Here is a 15,242-nt window from a genome sequence, read left to right as displayed (position 1 = left end):
GGCTTCCTAAAAATTCAACTAAGAACATATAAACTTATAGTCTGTACCATGTTTTAGGGGAAAAATGCAAGTTTTTGTTGAAGAGTGTGGATAGGATTAAGGGAATTGAGTTGGGTGCGGTTCTCGTTTTTAAAAGATAGATATCATTGGGTTAATGTTTTTTATTAATTTGAATTCAATATGATATAGATTTATTTAAATAAATTTACTATAAATATGTGATTTAATTTTGGAGAAAATACAATGAAAAAACTTTTATCACTCGCTTTTGTTATGTCTGCTGTTTTTAGCTTTCATGCAAAAGTATATCCAATGATGCAATTGGTATTGCAAGAATCTTTAGATCAAAATGAAAATGTTTTAGATGACTTAGAAAAAGAAAAAATTGTCGATACTTTTATGGAAAAAGTACTTTCAAAATATGAAATAGTAAATACAACTTATGGATTTTTATATAAAATAGGTGAAGATTTTTTAAGTTCAGGTACGATTAAGAAAATTAAGAAGAAATTATTAAAAGGCAAATTTACTGAATTTTATTTTTTAGGAAAATTTATTGTAGATTATTTAGAAGAATTTTGTGATTCTATAACATGGATTGAAGAATTAAATTTAAATATGTACTCTCTTAAAACATTGCCAAGAAATATAGGTAATCTTAAATGTTTAAAATTTTTTTATCTTGCCAATAACGATCTGGAATCATTGCCTGAAAGTGTAGGAAATTTGGATAAATTAGAAAATATAAAGCTAGACCATAATAGAAATCTTAAATTTATACCAAAATCTTTTCTAAACTTAATAGAGAAATCTCTAAAAGTTGTAGAATTAAGAAATACAAATCTTAAAAAAACAGGTGAGACAGAACGTTTTGATGACACAATAGGTTATGATGATTTGAAACTAAAATTAATCGAATCTCCTCGTTATCATAATTGGTTTTATCGTGAGGATTATACAAAAGAACATCCCAGTGTGATGGAGTGGCATATATATTATGGAGATGCTTTTATCTCTCATGGTGGGGGTTATCTGGATTATTAAATGTCCACGGCACTCAACAGTTTTTACTATGCGCCAATCTTTCTACGCTCCGCGGCCATATCATTACTCATAAATGTGAACGCAATCTCGGAAATTAAAAAATGGCTGAATTAAAGTGTAACCGCTTGAATTAAAAATGAAAAATAAAGAACCGCGTCGTTGCGAATTCCCGTAGGGGGGTGTCTAGCAATTCTCGAACTATTTGTAGCTTTTTGCGTATTATCATGTTTGTATTTTAGGATATCAATTCCGGCAATACAAACTAAAAATCTTTCATAAATCTTTTTTTAAATAAACAGCTTTAACACCAGGGCAAGGTACATTATCAAGTATGCCAAAGATTTTATAATTGCGTTTTTTGTAAAAAGTTACAGCATCATGATTAATCGTATCCAGATACGCCAAATAACATCCTCTCAATTTTGCTTCTGATTCCAATTTATCCAATAAAGCTGTTGCATATCCTTGTTTTCTAAAATTTTCGATAACAAATAAATCATCAACATAAACAATATGATTGAGCGTTATTCTACCAACAACACCTGCGATCAATGTATCATTTTGCTTTACAACATATCGAACAACATCAGAGGGATAATCTCTTCCAACAAAACCAGGGACTATATTTTTGTTGAAATCAAAAAGCTCATTACTGAGTGCGTTTGTCTCTTCTTCAGTGCCTATTATTATCGTTAATTCAGCCTGCATTGCTTAATTTCGTTGCTAATTTTATATCGATATTATTGGCGCAACGAAAAGAACATCGGATTGTTGCTTGTGCAGCTGCAAGGCGTGCAATAGGCACACGATAGGGGGAGCAAGATACATAATCGAGCCCAATTTCCTCACAGAAATAGATCGATTCTGGATCGCCACCATGTTCACCGCAAATGCCTAATTTAAGCCCAGGACGTTGAAATTTACCGCGTTCGGTTGCCATACGCATTAATTCGCCAACGCCTTCAATGTCTAGACTTGCAAAAGGATCGCTTTTGAATATGCCTTGTTTACGGTAAGTTTGTAAGAAAGAACCTGCGTCATCGCGCGATAGACCTAAGGTTGTTTGCGTTAAATCATTGGTCCCAAAACTAAAGAATTCGGCATGTTCTGCAATCTCTTGGGCGCGTAAAGCAGCACGTGGTAATTCAATCATGGTGCCAATTTGGAAGGATATTGTTTTTTTCTTTTCATCAAAAACTTGACTTGCTACACGTTCAACTAATTTTTTCATGATCTCCATCTCAACCTTCGTGGCAATCAATGGAATCATAATTTCTATATTGGGCGTAATGTCGGCCACAAGAGCTGCTTCAAGAATAGCGCGTACTTGCATTTCATAAATTTCGGGGAAGCTAATGCCTAAGCGACAACCACGATGACCAAGCATGGGGTTCATTTCGTGAAGCTCTTCAGCACGTCTACGAATGATTTCGACATCAAGTTTTAAAAGATTGGCGATATCACGCATTTCACGATCGGAATGTGGCAAAAACTCATGTAAAGGGGGATCAAGCAAGCGAATGGTGACTGGTAATTCTTGCATGATATTGAAAAGTGCTATGAAATCATCACGTTGCACAGGTAATAATTTAGCCAGCGCATTTTTTCGTTCTTGTTCATTTTGGGCCAAAATCATTTGACGCACCCAAAGGATACGTTCTTCTTCAAAAAACATATGTTCTGTTCTGCAAAGACCAATACCTTCGGCGCCAAATTGACGCGCAACTTCAGCGTCTTTTGGGGTTTCAGCGTTTGCACGTACTTTTAAGTGACGGCGCGTATCTGCCCATTGCATTAATGTTGTAAAATCGCTTGATAAAACAGGTTGAATTGTTGGCACTTCGCCTAATAAAACTTCACCATTGCCACCGACAAGGGTGATTTTATCACCTGCTTTAACCAATGTACCTTGGATATTCATCGTTTGTTTTTGATAATCAATTTTTAAAGCGCTCGCGCCCACAACACAAGGACGACCCATTCCGCGTGCAACAACGGCAGCGTGACTTGTCATCCCACCGCGGCTGGTTAAAATGCCTTTAGCGGCATGCATACCATGAATATCTTCAGGGCTTGTTTCAACGCGTACTAAAATAACCGATTCACCGGCATTGGCACGTGTTTCTGCTTCGTCAGCTGTGAATACAACACGTCCTGATGCAGCACCAGGGGAGGCGGGTAATCCACGTGTTAAAAGTTTTTTAGGCGCTTTCGGATCCAAAACAGGATGTAATAATTGCTCAAGCGACAAGGGGTCAATACGGTTAATAGCTTCATCACGTGTAATAAGGCCTGATTCTGCCATATCGACTGCAATTTTTAAGGCTGAAGCTGCCGTTCTTTTGCCGGAACGCGTTTGCAACATCCATAATTTACCTTTTTGAATCGTAAATTCAATGTCTTGCATGTCTCTGAAATGACGTTCTAATTTTTGACGAATATCAGATAATTCTTTGAAGACCAAAGGCATCGATTCTTCTAAAGAAGGCTGATCTGATTTTTCAAGCATACGTGCGCGTTGCGTCAAGGATTGCGGTGTTCTAATGCCAGCGACGACATCTTCGCCCTGCGCATTCATTAAATATTCGCCGTAAAATTCGTTTTCGCCAGTTGACGGATTACGGGTGAAAGCAACACCTGTCGCGCAATTTTCGCCCATATTGCCAAAAACCATGGCTTGGACATTAACAGCTGTCCCGCCTTTGTCAGACATGTTGTGAATACGACGATAGGTAATTGCACGTTGATTCATCCAGCTGGAGAAAACAGCAGCAATGGCCTGCCATAATTGATCATTCACATTTTGAGGAAAATCATTACCCGTTCTTGCGCGAATAATTTTTTTATAATCCGAAATAATTTCCTGCCAAGCCGTTTCGCTTAGATCTGTGTCTTCACGTAATGCATAATTTTCTTTATAACGGCTTAAAATATCTTCGAAATAATGATGATCAACATTTAAAACGACATTGCCATACATTTGAATAAAGCGACGATAACTATCATAGGCAAAACGGGGATCTTGGGTTTTTTTTGCAAGACCTACAACAGTTTGATCATTCAAGCCTAGATTTAAAACCGTATCCATCATGCCTGGCATTGAGACATGTGCACCGGATCTAACAGATATTAAAAGAGGATTATTAGAATCACCCAAAACAAAACCTACTTTGTTTTCAAGCCATTTTATTGATTCTTTAATCTGGGTTTGCAATGAATCAGGGTAGTTTTTATTATGAAGATGATGATAGGCGCAAACATCTGTTGTAATCGTAAATCCTGGTGGGACGGGGATACCAAGTGAGCTCATTTCAGCAAGACTTGCGCCTTTACCACCCAATAATTCAGATTCTTGCGCATGTGTTTGCGGTACTTCACCTGCACCAAAACGATAAACCCATTGCTTCATGATACCCACCCCTTACCCTTCAATTTTTTGAAAATTCGCTATTTCATGAAGAGTTGATACAATATGTGTTAATAACCCAAGTCTATTTTCGCGTAATTCTTTTTGATCGCTATTTACAGTGATGCGCTCAAAAAACAAATCAACTGGCTGCCTTAGCATCACTAAGTATTTCATAGCTTGGTCATATTCTTCAAGCTGTATTTTTTTCTTTGCATTATCCGAAACATTATTAAGCATTGAAAATAAAGATTTTTCTTCTTCTTCCTTTAATAAGCCGACGATTACATTGTTTGTATATATTTTACCATCTTTTTTTTCTTCAATGCGTAAAATATTACCAGCACGTCTGTAAGCCGTTAATAAATAAGTACCTTCTTGTGTTTGCAAGAAATCTGATAAAGCTTCAACGCGCAAACATAAACGGGATAAATCGTCTTCTTGACCTGTTTTTTGATCCTGCGTAAAAATGGCATTTATATAATCATGCCTGATGCCTTTTTCACGTAAAAAGACTTTGAGACGATCGACAAAAAACTCCATAATCTCAGATTTAAGCACATTGAAATCTGTTGTACTTACTTTTGATCCATAAGATTTATATGAAATTTCAATAAGATTAAATAAGGGGATACGTAGATTGTTTTCTAGAATTAACCGAATAATCCCTAAAGCTGCACGTCTTAAAGCATAAGGATCTTTTGACCCTGTTGGTTTCATATCATTCGCAAAAAAACCTACAAGCGCGTCCATTTTATCAGCAATAGCAAGACTTATTGAAACAAGTTCCTTGGGGCATTTATCGCTGGGGCCAAGTGGTGCATAATGACTAGCGATCGCATCTGCGACTTCTTGTGATTCGCCATCATGCAATGCGTAATAACGTCCCATAATGCCTTGAAGTTCCGGGAATTCACCTACCATACCTGTTACAAGATCTGTCTTGCATAATAAAGCAGCGCGTGCGGCTTTTGTAGGATCTGCTTTTATAAAAGCTGCTATTTCTTTACTTAAAAGCTGCAACCTTTCGATTTTTTCTTTTAAGCTTCCTAATTTCTCGTGAAAAACAATAGATTCAAGTTTTTCAACGCGGGATAAAAGTGTTTGAGTTTGGTCTTGTATCCAGAAAAATTTGGCATCAAATAAACGAGATTTTAAGATTTGCTCGTTACCTTGAATGATTTTTTGACCATTATCTTTAGGAATATTATTCGTTACACATGCAAAATAAGGTGCAAATTCACCTTCTTTTGTTCTAAAGGAAAAGTATTTTTGATGATTCCGCATAGCAGTTTCTAAAACTTCGTATGGCACATCAAGGAAAGAAGGATCGATTGCGCCCATAAAGATTTGAGGCCATTCGCAAGCGCCTGCCATTTCTTGTAATAAAGCGGGATCCTCTTTCAGGACAACATTTTTAGTAGTAGCACAATTTTCAAGCTGATTTTTAATTTGTGTACGACGTTCATCTGTAGCAAGCAATACAAAACGTTTTTCAAGTTCACTTTTATAGTGTGCAATATCTGTTACTTGAAATGGATCTATAGCCAAAAAACGGTGGCCTTGAGTATGATCCGTAAATTTTAAAAAAGTGCCGCCTAAATCAAAACGACCATCAATAACTTTATTATTAAAAATCGCCAAAATATGATGTAATGGACGCACCCATCTAAAGCTATAATCACGCCAACGCATTGATTTTGGCCAGGGGAATGCGCGAATAATATCATTGGTTAAAAGGCTTAAAATATCAGCCATTTCTCTGCCTTGATGCATTTTTTGAGCCATATAAAACAGACCCTTATCTGTTTCTTTCTGGACGCAATCATCAATAGTAAGGCCAGCAGCTTTTAAAAAACCATCTAAAGCTTGTTGAGGTGCCCCAATTCGAGGTCCTTTTAACTCTTCAATACGGTTTTCTTGGCGAAGAGGCAATCCAATAATATGTGCTGCCAAACGACGTGGTGTCACATAAGGAATCACTTTTTCAAATAAGATATTTTCCTTTTGAAGTTTGTCTTCCCACAATTTTTTAAAATCTTGTAATGCTTGAAATTGCATACGCGCTGGAATTTCTTCAGAAAAAAGTTCAATTAAAAAATCAGCCATTAGATTAATTCCTGTGGATTAACGGTTTGAATTTCTTGAGATTGCATCCAAGATTCACAACATGCTTTGGCGAGTGTTCTAACGCGTGCTATATAAGACGCTCGTTCTTGAACAGAAATGACGCCACGTGCATCAAGCAAATTAAATAAATGACTTGCTTTTACGCATTGCTCGTAAGCAGGTAAGGTTATTTTGTGGCCTAAAAGGCTGACACATTCAAGTTCAGCATCTTTGAAATGTTCAAATAATTTATCCGTATTGGCAAACTCAAAATTATAAGCAGAAAATTCACGTTCATTTTGTGCAAAAACATCACCATAGGTAAATTTTCCAGGACCTTCTAGGCCATTCCAATTAAGGTCAAAAACGTGCTCAACATTTTGTAAAATACGTGCAATGCGTTCTAATCCATAGGTCATCTCGAATGATACAGGATCGCATTCAAAACCACCTAATTGCTGGAAATAAGTAAATTGACCAATTTCCATACCATTTAATTGTACTTCCCAGCCTAGGCCCCAGGCACCTAATGTAGGACTTTCCCAATCATCTTCTAAAAAACGAATATCGTTATTTTCAGTATCAAGACCGATGGCTTTAAGACTTTGAAGACATAATTCTTGCGCGTTTAAAGGCGACGGTTTCATTAATATTTGAAATTGATAAAAATGTTGAAAGCGAACAGGATTATCACCATATCGTCCATCTTTTGGACGTCTGGAAGGCTGAACATAGGCTACATTCCAGGGATTTGGACCCAATGGTCTTAAGGCAGTCGCAGGATGAAAAGTGCCTGCACCCATTTCCATGTCATAGGGTTGTAATATAACACAGCCTAAATCACCCCAAAATTGTTGCAATTTTAATATGATATTTTGAAATGAAACTGATTTGGAATTCATCATTTTTACGTATCCATGGATAAATCTTGAATGAAGTCGATATTAGAGGGGAAAAGGTTAAAGGTCAAAGAATTTTGGTAAAAATAGTCTTTTGAAATTCTTTTTGCTATACAAAAGCGTTTAAATGCGTATACTTTTATAAGACCTTAGTAGATGATTAAGAGACATTTGTCACCATGATTTTTTCGTTTTTGCAAAAAATATTCGGCTCTCCAAACGAGCGCATATTAAAACCCTTTAAACGTATCGTTGGGGAAATTAACGCTTTTGAGCCAATTTTATCCAAACTTTCGGATGCTGAACTTCAGGCGCAAACGCCTAAGCTTAAAGAAAGACTTCAAAAAGGTGAAACTTTAGATCACATTTTACCAGAAGCTTTTGCAACCGTTAGGGAAGCATCGATTCGTGTTTTAAAAATGCGTCATTTTGATGTGCAGCTTTTAGGCGGCATTGTGCTTCATAAAGGTATGATTTCTGAAATGCAAACTGGCGAGGGTAAAACGCTTGTCGCGACTTTGCCGACTTATCTTAATGCCTTATCAGGTAAAGGTGTACATATTGTAACGGTCAATGATTATTTGGCGCGTCGTGACTCTGAATGGATGGGTCAATTACATTCTTTCCTAGGGTTAAGCATTGGTTGTATTGTTCCAAAATTAAATGATAGCGAACGAAAAGCGGCCTATGGCGCCGATATTACGTATGGGACGAATAATGAATTTGGATTTGATTATCTACGCGATAATATGAAATTCAAATTACAAGACATGGTTCAGCGCGAATTTAATTATGCAATCGTCGATGAAGTTGATAGTATTTTAATCGATGAAGCGCGTACCCCTTTAATTATTTCAGGTGCTGCTGAAGATTCATCACAATTATATACGCAAGTGGATGTGCTGATTCCAAGACTTCAACCTGGCGATTATGAAAAAGATGAAAAAGCACGCTCTGTTACCCTAACAGATGCAGGAACTGAGCATATCGAAGAGCTTTTAAAAGGCGCAGGCGTTTTAACCCAAGGCACTTTATATGATGTGCCTAATGTGGCGCTTGTTCATCACGTTAATCAAGCCTTACGTGCACATCATTTATTCACACGTGATGTTGATTATATCGTTAAAGATAATAAAGTTATTATTATTGACGAGTTTACTGGTCGTATGATGGAAGGACGTCGTTATTCCGAAGGCTTACACCAAGCTTTGGAAGCCAAGGAACGTGCGCATATTCAAATGGAAAACCAAACGTTAGCGTCCATTACCTTCCAAAATTATTTCCGTATGTATGAAAAGCTTTCTGGCATGACGGGAACGGCGATGACAGAAGCCGCCGAATTTGAATCCATTTACAAATTACATGTCGTTTCTATTCCAACAAACGTTCCATGTATTCGTAAAGACAGCGATGACGAAGTCTATCGCACGGCTGCCGAAAAATACAATGCGATGATTACGCATATCGAAGAATCCTACAAAAAAAAGCAACCTGTTCTTGTGGGGACGGTCAGTATTGAAAAATCAGAGCTTTTATCAACGCTTTTAAAACAAAAAAATCTCCCGCATCACGTTCTTAATGCACGTTATCACGAGCAAGAAGCCTTTATTATTTCTCAAGCAGGTCGTGCAGGCGCTATCACCATTGCTACCAATATGGCGGGTCGTGGGACTGATATTCAGCTTGGCGGTAATATCGAAATGCGCATTAAGCAAGAGCTTTCAGGTATCGAAGATCCTAAAGAATTTGAAAAACGCAAAAATCAAATTATTGCAGAAGTTGCAGCCGAAAAAGAAATCGTGAAACAAGCCGGTGGGCTTTGTGTTATGGGTACAGAACGTCACGAAAGTCGTCGTATCGACAATCAGTTACGTGGTCGTTCAGGTCGTCAAGGCGATCAAGGGGCCTCACGTTTCTTCTTATCGCTTGATGATGAATTGATGCGTATTTTTGGTTCTGATCGAATGGATTCTGTTTTGCAGCGTTTGGGCCTTAAAGAAGGTGAAGCGATTTCGCATCCTTGGATTAATAAAGCCCTTGAACGTGCTCAAAAACGCGTTGAAGCCAGAAACTTTGAAATTCGTAAGCAATTGCTTAAATATGATGATGTGATGAATGATCAACGTAAGGTCATCTATGAACAACGCAAAGATTTAATGAGCGCCAATGATATCTCTCCTGCTATCCGTGATATGGAAGAGCAAGTCATTGAAGATATAATTATTCTTAATGTGCCTAAAGAAGGCGTCAAAGAAAAAGGCGTTTTAAAAAGCTTGCATGAAGAATGTTTACGTCTTTTAAAGCTCGATCTTCCTGTTGATGCTTGGGAAAAAGATCATTTATCAGCACGTGAAATAGAAAGCCGAATCAATAAAGCCTTGCGCGAAAAAATGGCCCAAAAAGAAGTGACTTATGGTGCCAAATTAATGCGTATAGCTGAAAAAAGTATCGTACTTCAATTGCTTGATCAATTGTGGAAAGATCACTTATTATCGCTTGATCATTTACGCCAGGGGATTAATTTACGTGCTTATGCACAACGTGATCCATTGAATGAATATAAGCATGAATCTTTTATGCTTTTTGAAACAATGCTGAAGCGTTTACGTGACCATACAGTTGGTATGTTGACTCATATGGAATTAAGCGAAACTGATCCTGAAGAAATTGAAGATGCCTATCCTGAAGCACCTCAAAAAGTTCAAGAAATTCATGGACAAGATATTTTTGAAGGCGATGAAGAGGGTGACGAACAAGACGATCAAAAGCCTAAAACTATACGTCACGCAACTGGACAAGTTGATCCGAATGATCCAAACACTTGGGGTAAAGTGCAACGTAATTCGCCTTGTCCTTGTGGATCGGGTGAAAAATATAAAAACTGCCATGGACGTGAAAATTAAAATTAACACCAATGTGTTTTTGATTAACAACCCAAACGATGAGGCAAAGTCTAGGAAAGGCGAGAACCGGAACGGAGTGTACCTTTTTGTGCATGAGTACCGGAAGACGCAGACTTGACGACGAATTTGTCCATAATTTGGGTTGTTATAAAAAGATATCCAAAATGGTTGACGTGAGGTCATTAATTGGGTATAAATTAGGACCACTTTTATAGAAGGTTAGAAGAATGAAAGTCGCAAATTCAATTAAGACGCTTAAAAACAGAGACAAAAACTGCCGTGTTGTACGTCGTCGTGGTCGTCTTTATGTTATTAACAAAGTTAATCCACGCTACAAAGCACGCCAAGGTTAATTAAGACATGTCAAACGAAGTCCTTAAAGGCCAAGTTGGTGGCATTTCGGCTGATCAACTTCGTTCTTACATAGAACGTATTGAAAAGCTTGAAGAAGAAAAACATGAAATATCTGAATTTGTTAAAGATATTTTTCTTGAAGCGAAAAGCTCCGGCTATGATCCAAAAATTATGCGCCTTATTTTAAAGCAACGCAAAATGGATCAAGACGACATCCAAGAACAAGAAGTCATGCTTGACGTCTATCGTCGTGCTTTAGGCATGGAACTTCCTGATATAGAAGAAGCTGCATAGGGTTCAAAACCCTTGCAGTTTTGTTCATTTTATTCATAGAATATTTCTCAATTTTATCCTTTACATCCCTTATTAAGTTCATTAACTTTGGTTAATAGCCTTTTTTATGGGTGACAAATTTAAAAAAAACAAAAGCTAAGGGAAAAATATGTTCAAAAAATCAATCTTATTGTCATGTGCTGTTTTAATAATAACTAATGTACATGCAAATCCAAAATGTGAAGAATTGTGGAATCAATACATTTCCTTGGAAGAAACAATTCGACCACATCAAAACGATTTAATGAACAATATTACTGATAAAACAATAGAACAAAAAGTAGATGATTATAATAATGCGAAAATTTACGTTTTAGACCAAACAAAATTATTATCGGATGAAGTCAAAAAAGAAAATTGTCTTGAGTATTTTAAAGATAAATTATTACCTGAGTACGAGAAACATAAAAAAGATTATGAAGAAAAAACAAAAAATGAAGAAAACGATGAATTAAAAAAAATATTAGAAACATCTTTGTCAATAATAAATGAAACACTCGAAACATTAGAAATGTCAGGAGAATCTTCAGCAAAAATTGTTGGCGCTGTTGAGGAAGACATTCCGTAAGACTTAAAAAAACATAACAGAGGGAAACATTATGTTTAAAAAATCAATCTTACTTTTAGGAACTTTTTTCGTCTTATCTGATGTTTCTGCCATGCGCGTGTTTTCATTAGCAGAACTTAATAACTTGGAATGTTCAAAACAACAACTCACTGTAAAAATAGAAGATATAGCAAATGCACTTGCAAGTACAAAACCTTCAGTTGAATTAGAGCACCATGAATTCATAGTAGATTTTGTTAAATTCGCAACGCCCGATAATCTCAATGAAAACATAGTATCTCCAACTGATATAACTGAAGAAATGATAAAATTAATAGAAAGACAAAAAGAGCATAAATATTCTACACGCATACTAGAAAAATATGATGAAGAAAAACGTAAAGAAGAAAAATTTATAAAAGAAGTTAAACGATTTATAATTTTTCTAATGACATCTGAAAATTTTAGTACAGAAGAAAAAATAGAATGCTTGGAAGTGATGTGCTTACCAATAGAAATGAAGAAACTAACCATTAAATTAATTAAAGAAATACCCGTCGAATTCTTAAAAGAATATATTAAAAAAAAAGAAGCTGTTGAAGAATCAGAAGTTTTAGTAGAAAGAAACATACCTCACAAAAATTCTACAGAACTGTTAATAGAATTACTTATTGCACAAGAAATGTTTTGTGAAGCTTGTGAAGAGCAAAAAGCATTGGAACTAAAAGAATTATCAGTAACATCAGATAAACAAGACGAACACGATGAAACCACGCAAGAAAATATAAACTGAAAGGAAACATCATGTTTAAAAAATCAATTTTATTTTTAGGAACTTTTTTCGTTTTATCGAATAGTTTTGCGATGGGACCGTTTCCATCATTAGAAGAACTTAAGTTGCAATTTGAAAAACTACGACCCACTTTGGACATGCAAATGCAAGCTACAGCAAATGCGCTTGCAAATACAGAACCTACTACATTCAGCAAAATGATGTCTGAACAATTCGAACAACTTAAACAAGATTCCGTGCAATGCGTAGAACCTGCAATTGAAAACACCACATCCGAAATTGATCTATGTATAAACTCAGCAAGACTAGAACAACACCTTATGTTATGCAGAGAAATAATGCGGATTTATCTAGAAGAAGGACAATCAAGAGACCGATATAAAGAAGTGAAACATGATGAAATCAAGCAAGATAGTGGTGAAAAAACAGAACCTTTAACTGAAGAAAAAGTAGATGTAATGGAGATGCTTATAGAATTAATGGAAAAAGAACGAAGAGATGCATTTCAAAGGTCGCTAGAAGATAGAGATTTTATGAGATTGTTACCTTAAACAAGACGAATATAATGAAATCACGCAAGATTAAAATCTATCTTTCTTTGTTGGCTGTATCATTGCTGCTTACCCTTGTGCTTAACCAATATCTAAATCAACCTGAAAAATCTCTACAAATGGTAAAGCCAAAGACTCAAAAGATTATCCTTATTAATGATCACATTCCTGCAAATAGCATTATTAATGCGAAATTTTGCGAAATGAAAGATTATCCGATTGAATTGATTCCTGAAAATGCACTCAGAGATCTTGCGCAGATTGAAGGTCAAAAAGCTTTTTACCCTATTTTTAAGGGTGAAATTTTAACAAAAGCTAAACTTATCAAGGCTGAAATTCCACCTGCACATTTTACATTACAGCCAAATGAACGTGCTCTTTTTTTGCCCATTAAAGAAAATTTGCAATTACAACCAGATGATAGGGTTGATCTTGTATTAACGCATAAATTTAAACGCATCAAAGAAGGAATTGTGAAGGAAAAAACACAATCTCATATTTTAGTGCAACATTTACGCGTACTTGATGTGCCTCAACCTGATAAATCCAAATCTTTAGAAAAGCCAGGTGTTACCTTTGCTGTTCTTGAAAATGATGTGTCTAAAATTCTTTTGGGTGCTGAAATTGGTAAGATTTCCTTTGTTAAATATCCGGAAACATCTGAAAAAAAAGCTGATTCAACTCTAAAAATTACTGAAAATGCCTTTATAAAACCTAAAAAGAAAAAACAAAAAGAAGTGATTTTTATTAAAGGGCAGAAAACTGAGTCTTATGTATTTAAAAATTAAAAGCGTTATCATTTTATTCTTCATCTTAATAAATATAGACGCAAAAGCTGATACATTATCTTTATGTCAAAACCAATCGCATGAAATTCATTTAAAAAAAGCTGCCTCTCAAATCGGTATCGTGAATCCTGATATTGCAACGATTCATATGGCCAATCCTCAAAAGCTCCATCTTTATGGATTAAAATCTGGTATCACAAGTGTTTATGCGCTTGATGAAGCTGGACACGAAATGATGCGGCATGATGTTAAAGTCAGTCTTGATTTGCGTCCTTTGCAAGAAGATTTGCATCGGATTTCACCGCAAATTCAAGTAACCTCTATTAACATGGCATTACGTGTACAGGGTGAAGTTGCCTCTCCTTTAGAAGCCTCTGAAATTATTGATATCGTACAAGCCTATGCGGGCGAATCAAAAATTATCAATCACTTACGCGTGACGCAATCAACGCAAGTTAATTTGCGCGTCAGGGTCGCTGAAATTTCACGCCATATTGATAAAGAATTGGGCATTAAATGGCGCAGTATTTTACGTCCAGATCATTTTGTTTTGGGTCTTACAACTAATTTCGCTTCCTCTGTTTCAGAATGTAGTGGTTTCAGATTTGGGCATGTAACACACGATCAGGATATCAATGTGTTTATAGATGCATTGGCGGCCGAAGGATTGATTACGATTCTTGCAGAGCCCGATTTAACAACGCTTTCAGGTCATACAGCAAGTTTTTTAGCGGGTGGTGAGTTTCCTGTGCCCATTTCCAATAATAGGGACAATGTTGAAGTTGTTTTTAAAGAATTTGGCGTCAGACTTTCTTTTACGCCTGTTGTTCAAGAAGGCAAACGTATCAGTATTAAAGTAGCACCAGAAGTAAGCGAAATATCAGAAGCCCATTCAGTCGTTGTGAATGGGTTGCGCATCCCTGGTCTTAAAACGAGGCGCGCTGAAACCATGGTTGAATTAATGAGTGGCCAAAGTTTTGCAATCGCTGGGCTTTTGCAACAAAATACAAGCTCGGGTATTTCAGGCTTGCCACCATTGCATGAAATGCCGATTATTGGAGCATTATTTAGGTCATCGCGCTTTAAACAAAAAGAATCAGAGCTTGTGATTATTATTACACCGTATTTGGTACAACCCGTGCCCGCCGGTCAAAAATTAATGACACCTTTAGATCATTTTATACCTGCAAGTGATTTTGAGCGTGAAATAAAGAATAAACTAATTCGTACGCATGGACCTGAATTTGATCTAACTAAGATAGGGTTTATGTTAAAATGAGATATAGTTGTAATGACCTCTTTTCCTACGTCTCGCGGCTTGTCCGCGGGATCCAGAAAGTTTCTGAAACGATTAGCCTAATAATATTTAGATATCTTCTACAGCATTATGGATCCCGCGGACAAGCCGCGGGCATATCATTACCCATAAGTGTTTCAACCTATTGATTTTTAATATAATTTTTGCGACAATGTTTTCTTTTTAGGGAGCATTATTCATGAATTGGTCTGAAAGTG

At 36.3% G+C, this 15,242-nt stretch carries 13 protein-coding genes; 9 read left to right on the top strand and 4 right to left on the bottom strand.

Annotated elements, in window-relative coordinates; translation table 11 throughout:
- Window positions 1-243: 243 nt before the first annotated feature.
- Window positions 244-1,044, top strand: a complete 801-nt coding sequence (locus Q8L85_03985) for a hypothetical protein (protein MDP1723841.1) — start codon at window positions 244-246, stop codon at window positions 1,042-1,044.
- A 273-nt stretch (window positions 1,045-1,317) separates the two neighbouring features.
- Here the strand turns inward: Q8L85_03985 and Q8L85_03980 are convergent, their stop codons facing one another.
- Genes Q8L85_03980 through Q8L85_03965 form a run of 4 tightly spaced genes read right to left on the bottom strand, consistent with a single transcriptional unit; the run spans window position 1,318 to window position 7,461 of the window.
- Window positions 1,318-1,752, bottom strand: a complete 435-nt coding sequence (locus Q8L85_03980; GenBank protein ID MDP1723840.1) for a GNAT family N-acetyltransferase — start codon at window positions 1,750-1,752, stop codon at window positions 1,318-1,320.
- Window positions 1,742-4,453 carry a pyruvate, phosphate dikinase gene (ppdK, locus tag Q8L85_03975; GenBank protein ID MDP1723839.1) on the bottom strand — a complete coding sequence of 904 codons (2,712 nt, stop codon included), beginning with the start codon at window positions 4,451-4,453 and terminating at the stop codon, window positions 1,742-1,744. The genes Q8L85_03980 and ppdK overlap by 11 nt, the downstream gene beginning before the upstream one ends.
- 12 nt (window positions 4,454-4,465) lie before the next feature.
- Window positions 4,466-6,559, bottom strand: a complete 2,094-nt coding sequence (gene glyS, locus Q8L85_03970) for a glycine--tRNA ligase subunit beta (GenBank protein ID MDP1723838.1) — start codon at window positions 6,557-6,559, stop codon at window positions 4,466-4,468.
- Window positions 6,559-7,461: a glycine--tRNA ligase subunit alpha gene (locus tag Q8L85_03965; GenBank protein MDP1723837.1), complete on the bottom strand. Its 903-nt coding sequence runs from the start codon at window positions 7,459-7,461 to the stop codon at window positions 6,559-6,561. Before Q8L85_03965 ends, glyS begins: the two co-directional genes overlap by 1 nt.
- Window positions 7,462-7,637: 176 nt before the next feature.
- Between Q8L85_03965 and secA the strand changes: the two genes are divergently transcribed.
- From secA to Q8L85_03925, 8 genes are all read left to right on the top strand, one after another.
- A complete protein-coding gene (gene secA, locus Q8L85_03960; GenBank protein MDP1723836.1) occupies window positions 7,638-10,361 on the top strand; it encodes a preprotein translocase subunit SecA in 2,724 nt (907 codons plus the stop codon).
- A gap of 227 nt (window positions 10,362-10,588) precedes the next feature.
- The gene (ykgO, locus tag Q8L85_03955) at window positions 10,589-10,714 is read left to right on the top strand and encodes a type B 50S ribosomal protein L36 (GenBank protein ID MDP1723835.1); all 126 of its coding nucleotides are present in this window, start codon (window positions 10,589-10,591) and stop codon (window positions 10,712-10,714) included.
- A 7-nt stretch (window positions 10,715-10,721) separates the two neighbouring features.
- Window positions 10,722-11,009: a DUF2312 domain-containing protein gene (locus tag Q8L85_03950; GenBank protein MDP1723834.1), complete on the top strand. Its 288-nt coding sequence runs from the start codon at window positions 10,722-10,724 to the stop codon at window positions 11,007-11,009.
- Between the two features lie 148 nt (window positions 11,010-11,157).
- Window positions 11,158-11,616: a hypothetical protein gene (locus tag Q8L85_03945; GenBank protein MDP1723833.1), complete on the top strand. Its 459-nt coding sequence runs from the start codon at window positions 11,158-11,160 to the stop codon at window positions 11,614-11,616.
- Between the two features lie 31 nt (window positions 11,617-11,647).
- Window positions 11,648-12,388, top strand: a complete 741-nt coding sequence (locus Q8L85_03940; GenBank protein MDP1723832.1) for a hypothetical protein — start codon at window positions 11,648-11,650, stop codon at window positions 12,386-12,388.
- Between the two features lie 11 nt (window positions 12,389-12,399).
- Complete coding sequence (locus Q8L85_03935; protein MDP1723831.1) at window positions 12,400-12,939, top strand: hypothetical protein; 540 nt, start codon at window positions 12,400-12,402, stop codon at window positions 12,937-12,939.
- A gap of 14 nt (window positions 12,940-12,953) precedes the next feature.
- On the top strand, window positions 12,954-13,727 hold the full coding sequence (gene cpaB / locus Q8L85_03930; protein MDP1723830.1) for a Flp pilus assembly protein CpaB: 774 nt from the start codon (window positions 12,954-12,956) through the stop codon (window positions 13,725-13,727).
- On the top strand, window positions 13,711-15,006 hold the full coding sequence (locus Q8L85_03925; GenBank protein ID MDP1723829.1) for a type II and III secretion system protein family protein: 1,296 nt from the start codon (window positions 13,711-13,713) through the stop codon (window positions 15,004-15,006). The genes cpaB and Q8L85_03925 overlap by 17 nt, the downstream gene beginning before the upstream one ends.
- Window positions 15,007-15,242: the final 236 nt, after the last annotated feature.

Source organism: Alphaproteobacteria bacterium, from assembly GCA_030680745.1.
Taxonomy (GTDB): domain Bacteria; phylum Pseudomonadota; class Alphaproteobacteria; order JAUXUR01; family JAUXUR01; genus JAUXUR01.
The sequence above is the reverse complement of the archived record's forward strand: the minus strand, read 5'-3'. Positions and strand labels throughout refer to the sequence as shown.

What these genes read in the sequence shown, in the direction of transcription:
- secA (MDP1723836.1), top strand. Translation starts at nt 7,638, where the DNA reads ATGATTTTTTCGTTTTTGCAAAAAATATTCGGCTCTCCAAACGAGCGC.
- Q8L85_03950 (MDP1723834.1), top strand. Translation starts at nt 10,722, where the DNA reads ATGTCAAACGAAGTCCTTAAAGGCCAAGTTGGTGGCATTTCGGCTGAT.
- Q8L85_03945 (MDP1723833.1), top strand. Translation starts at nt 11,158, where the DNA reads ATGTTCAAAAAATCAATCTTATTGTCATGTGCTGTTTTAATAATAACT.
- ppdK (MDP1723839.1), bottom strand. Translation starts at nt 4,453, where the DNA reads ATGAAGCAATGGGTTTATCGTTTTGGTGCAGGTGAAGTACCGCAAACA.
- Q8L85_03985 (MDP1723841.1), top strand. Translation starts at nt 244, where the DNA reads ATGAAAAAACTTTTATCACTCGCTTTTGTTATGTCTGCTGTTTTTAGC.
- Q8L85_03965 (MDP1723837.1), bottom strand. Translation starts at nt 7,461, where the DNA reads ATGAATTCCAAATCAGTTTCATTTCAAAATATCATATTAAAATTGCAA.
- cpaB (MDP1723830.1), top strand. Translation starts at nt 12,954, where the DNA reads ATGAAATCACGCAAGATTAAAATCTATCTTTCTTTGTTGGCTGTATCA.
- ykgO (MDP1723835.1), top strand. Translation starts at nt 10,589, where the DNA reads ATGAAAGTCGCAAATTCAATTAAGACGCTTAAAAACAGAGACAAAAAC.
- Q8L85_03980 (MDP1723840.1), bottom strand. Translation starts at nt 1,752, where the DNA reads ATGCAGGCTGAATTAACGATAATAATAGGCACTGAAGAAGAGACAAAC.
- glyS (MDP1723838.1), bottom strand. Translation starts at nt 6,559, where the DNA reads ATGGCTGATTTTTTAATTGAACTTTTTTCTGAAGAAATTCCAGCGCGT.
- Q8L85_03940 (MDP1723832.1), top strand. Translation starts at nt 11,648, where the DNA reads ATGTTTAAAAAATCAATCTTACTTTTAGGAACTTTTTTCGTCTTATCT.
- Q8L85_03925 (MDP1723829.1), top strand. Translation starts at nt 13,711, where the DNA reads ATGTATTTAAAAATTAAAAGCGTTATCATTTTATTCTTCATCTTAATA.
- Q8L85_03935 (MDP1723831.1), top strand. Translation starts at nt 12,400, where the DNA reads ATGTTTAAAAAATCAATTTTATTTTTAGGAACTTTTTTCGTTTTATCG.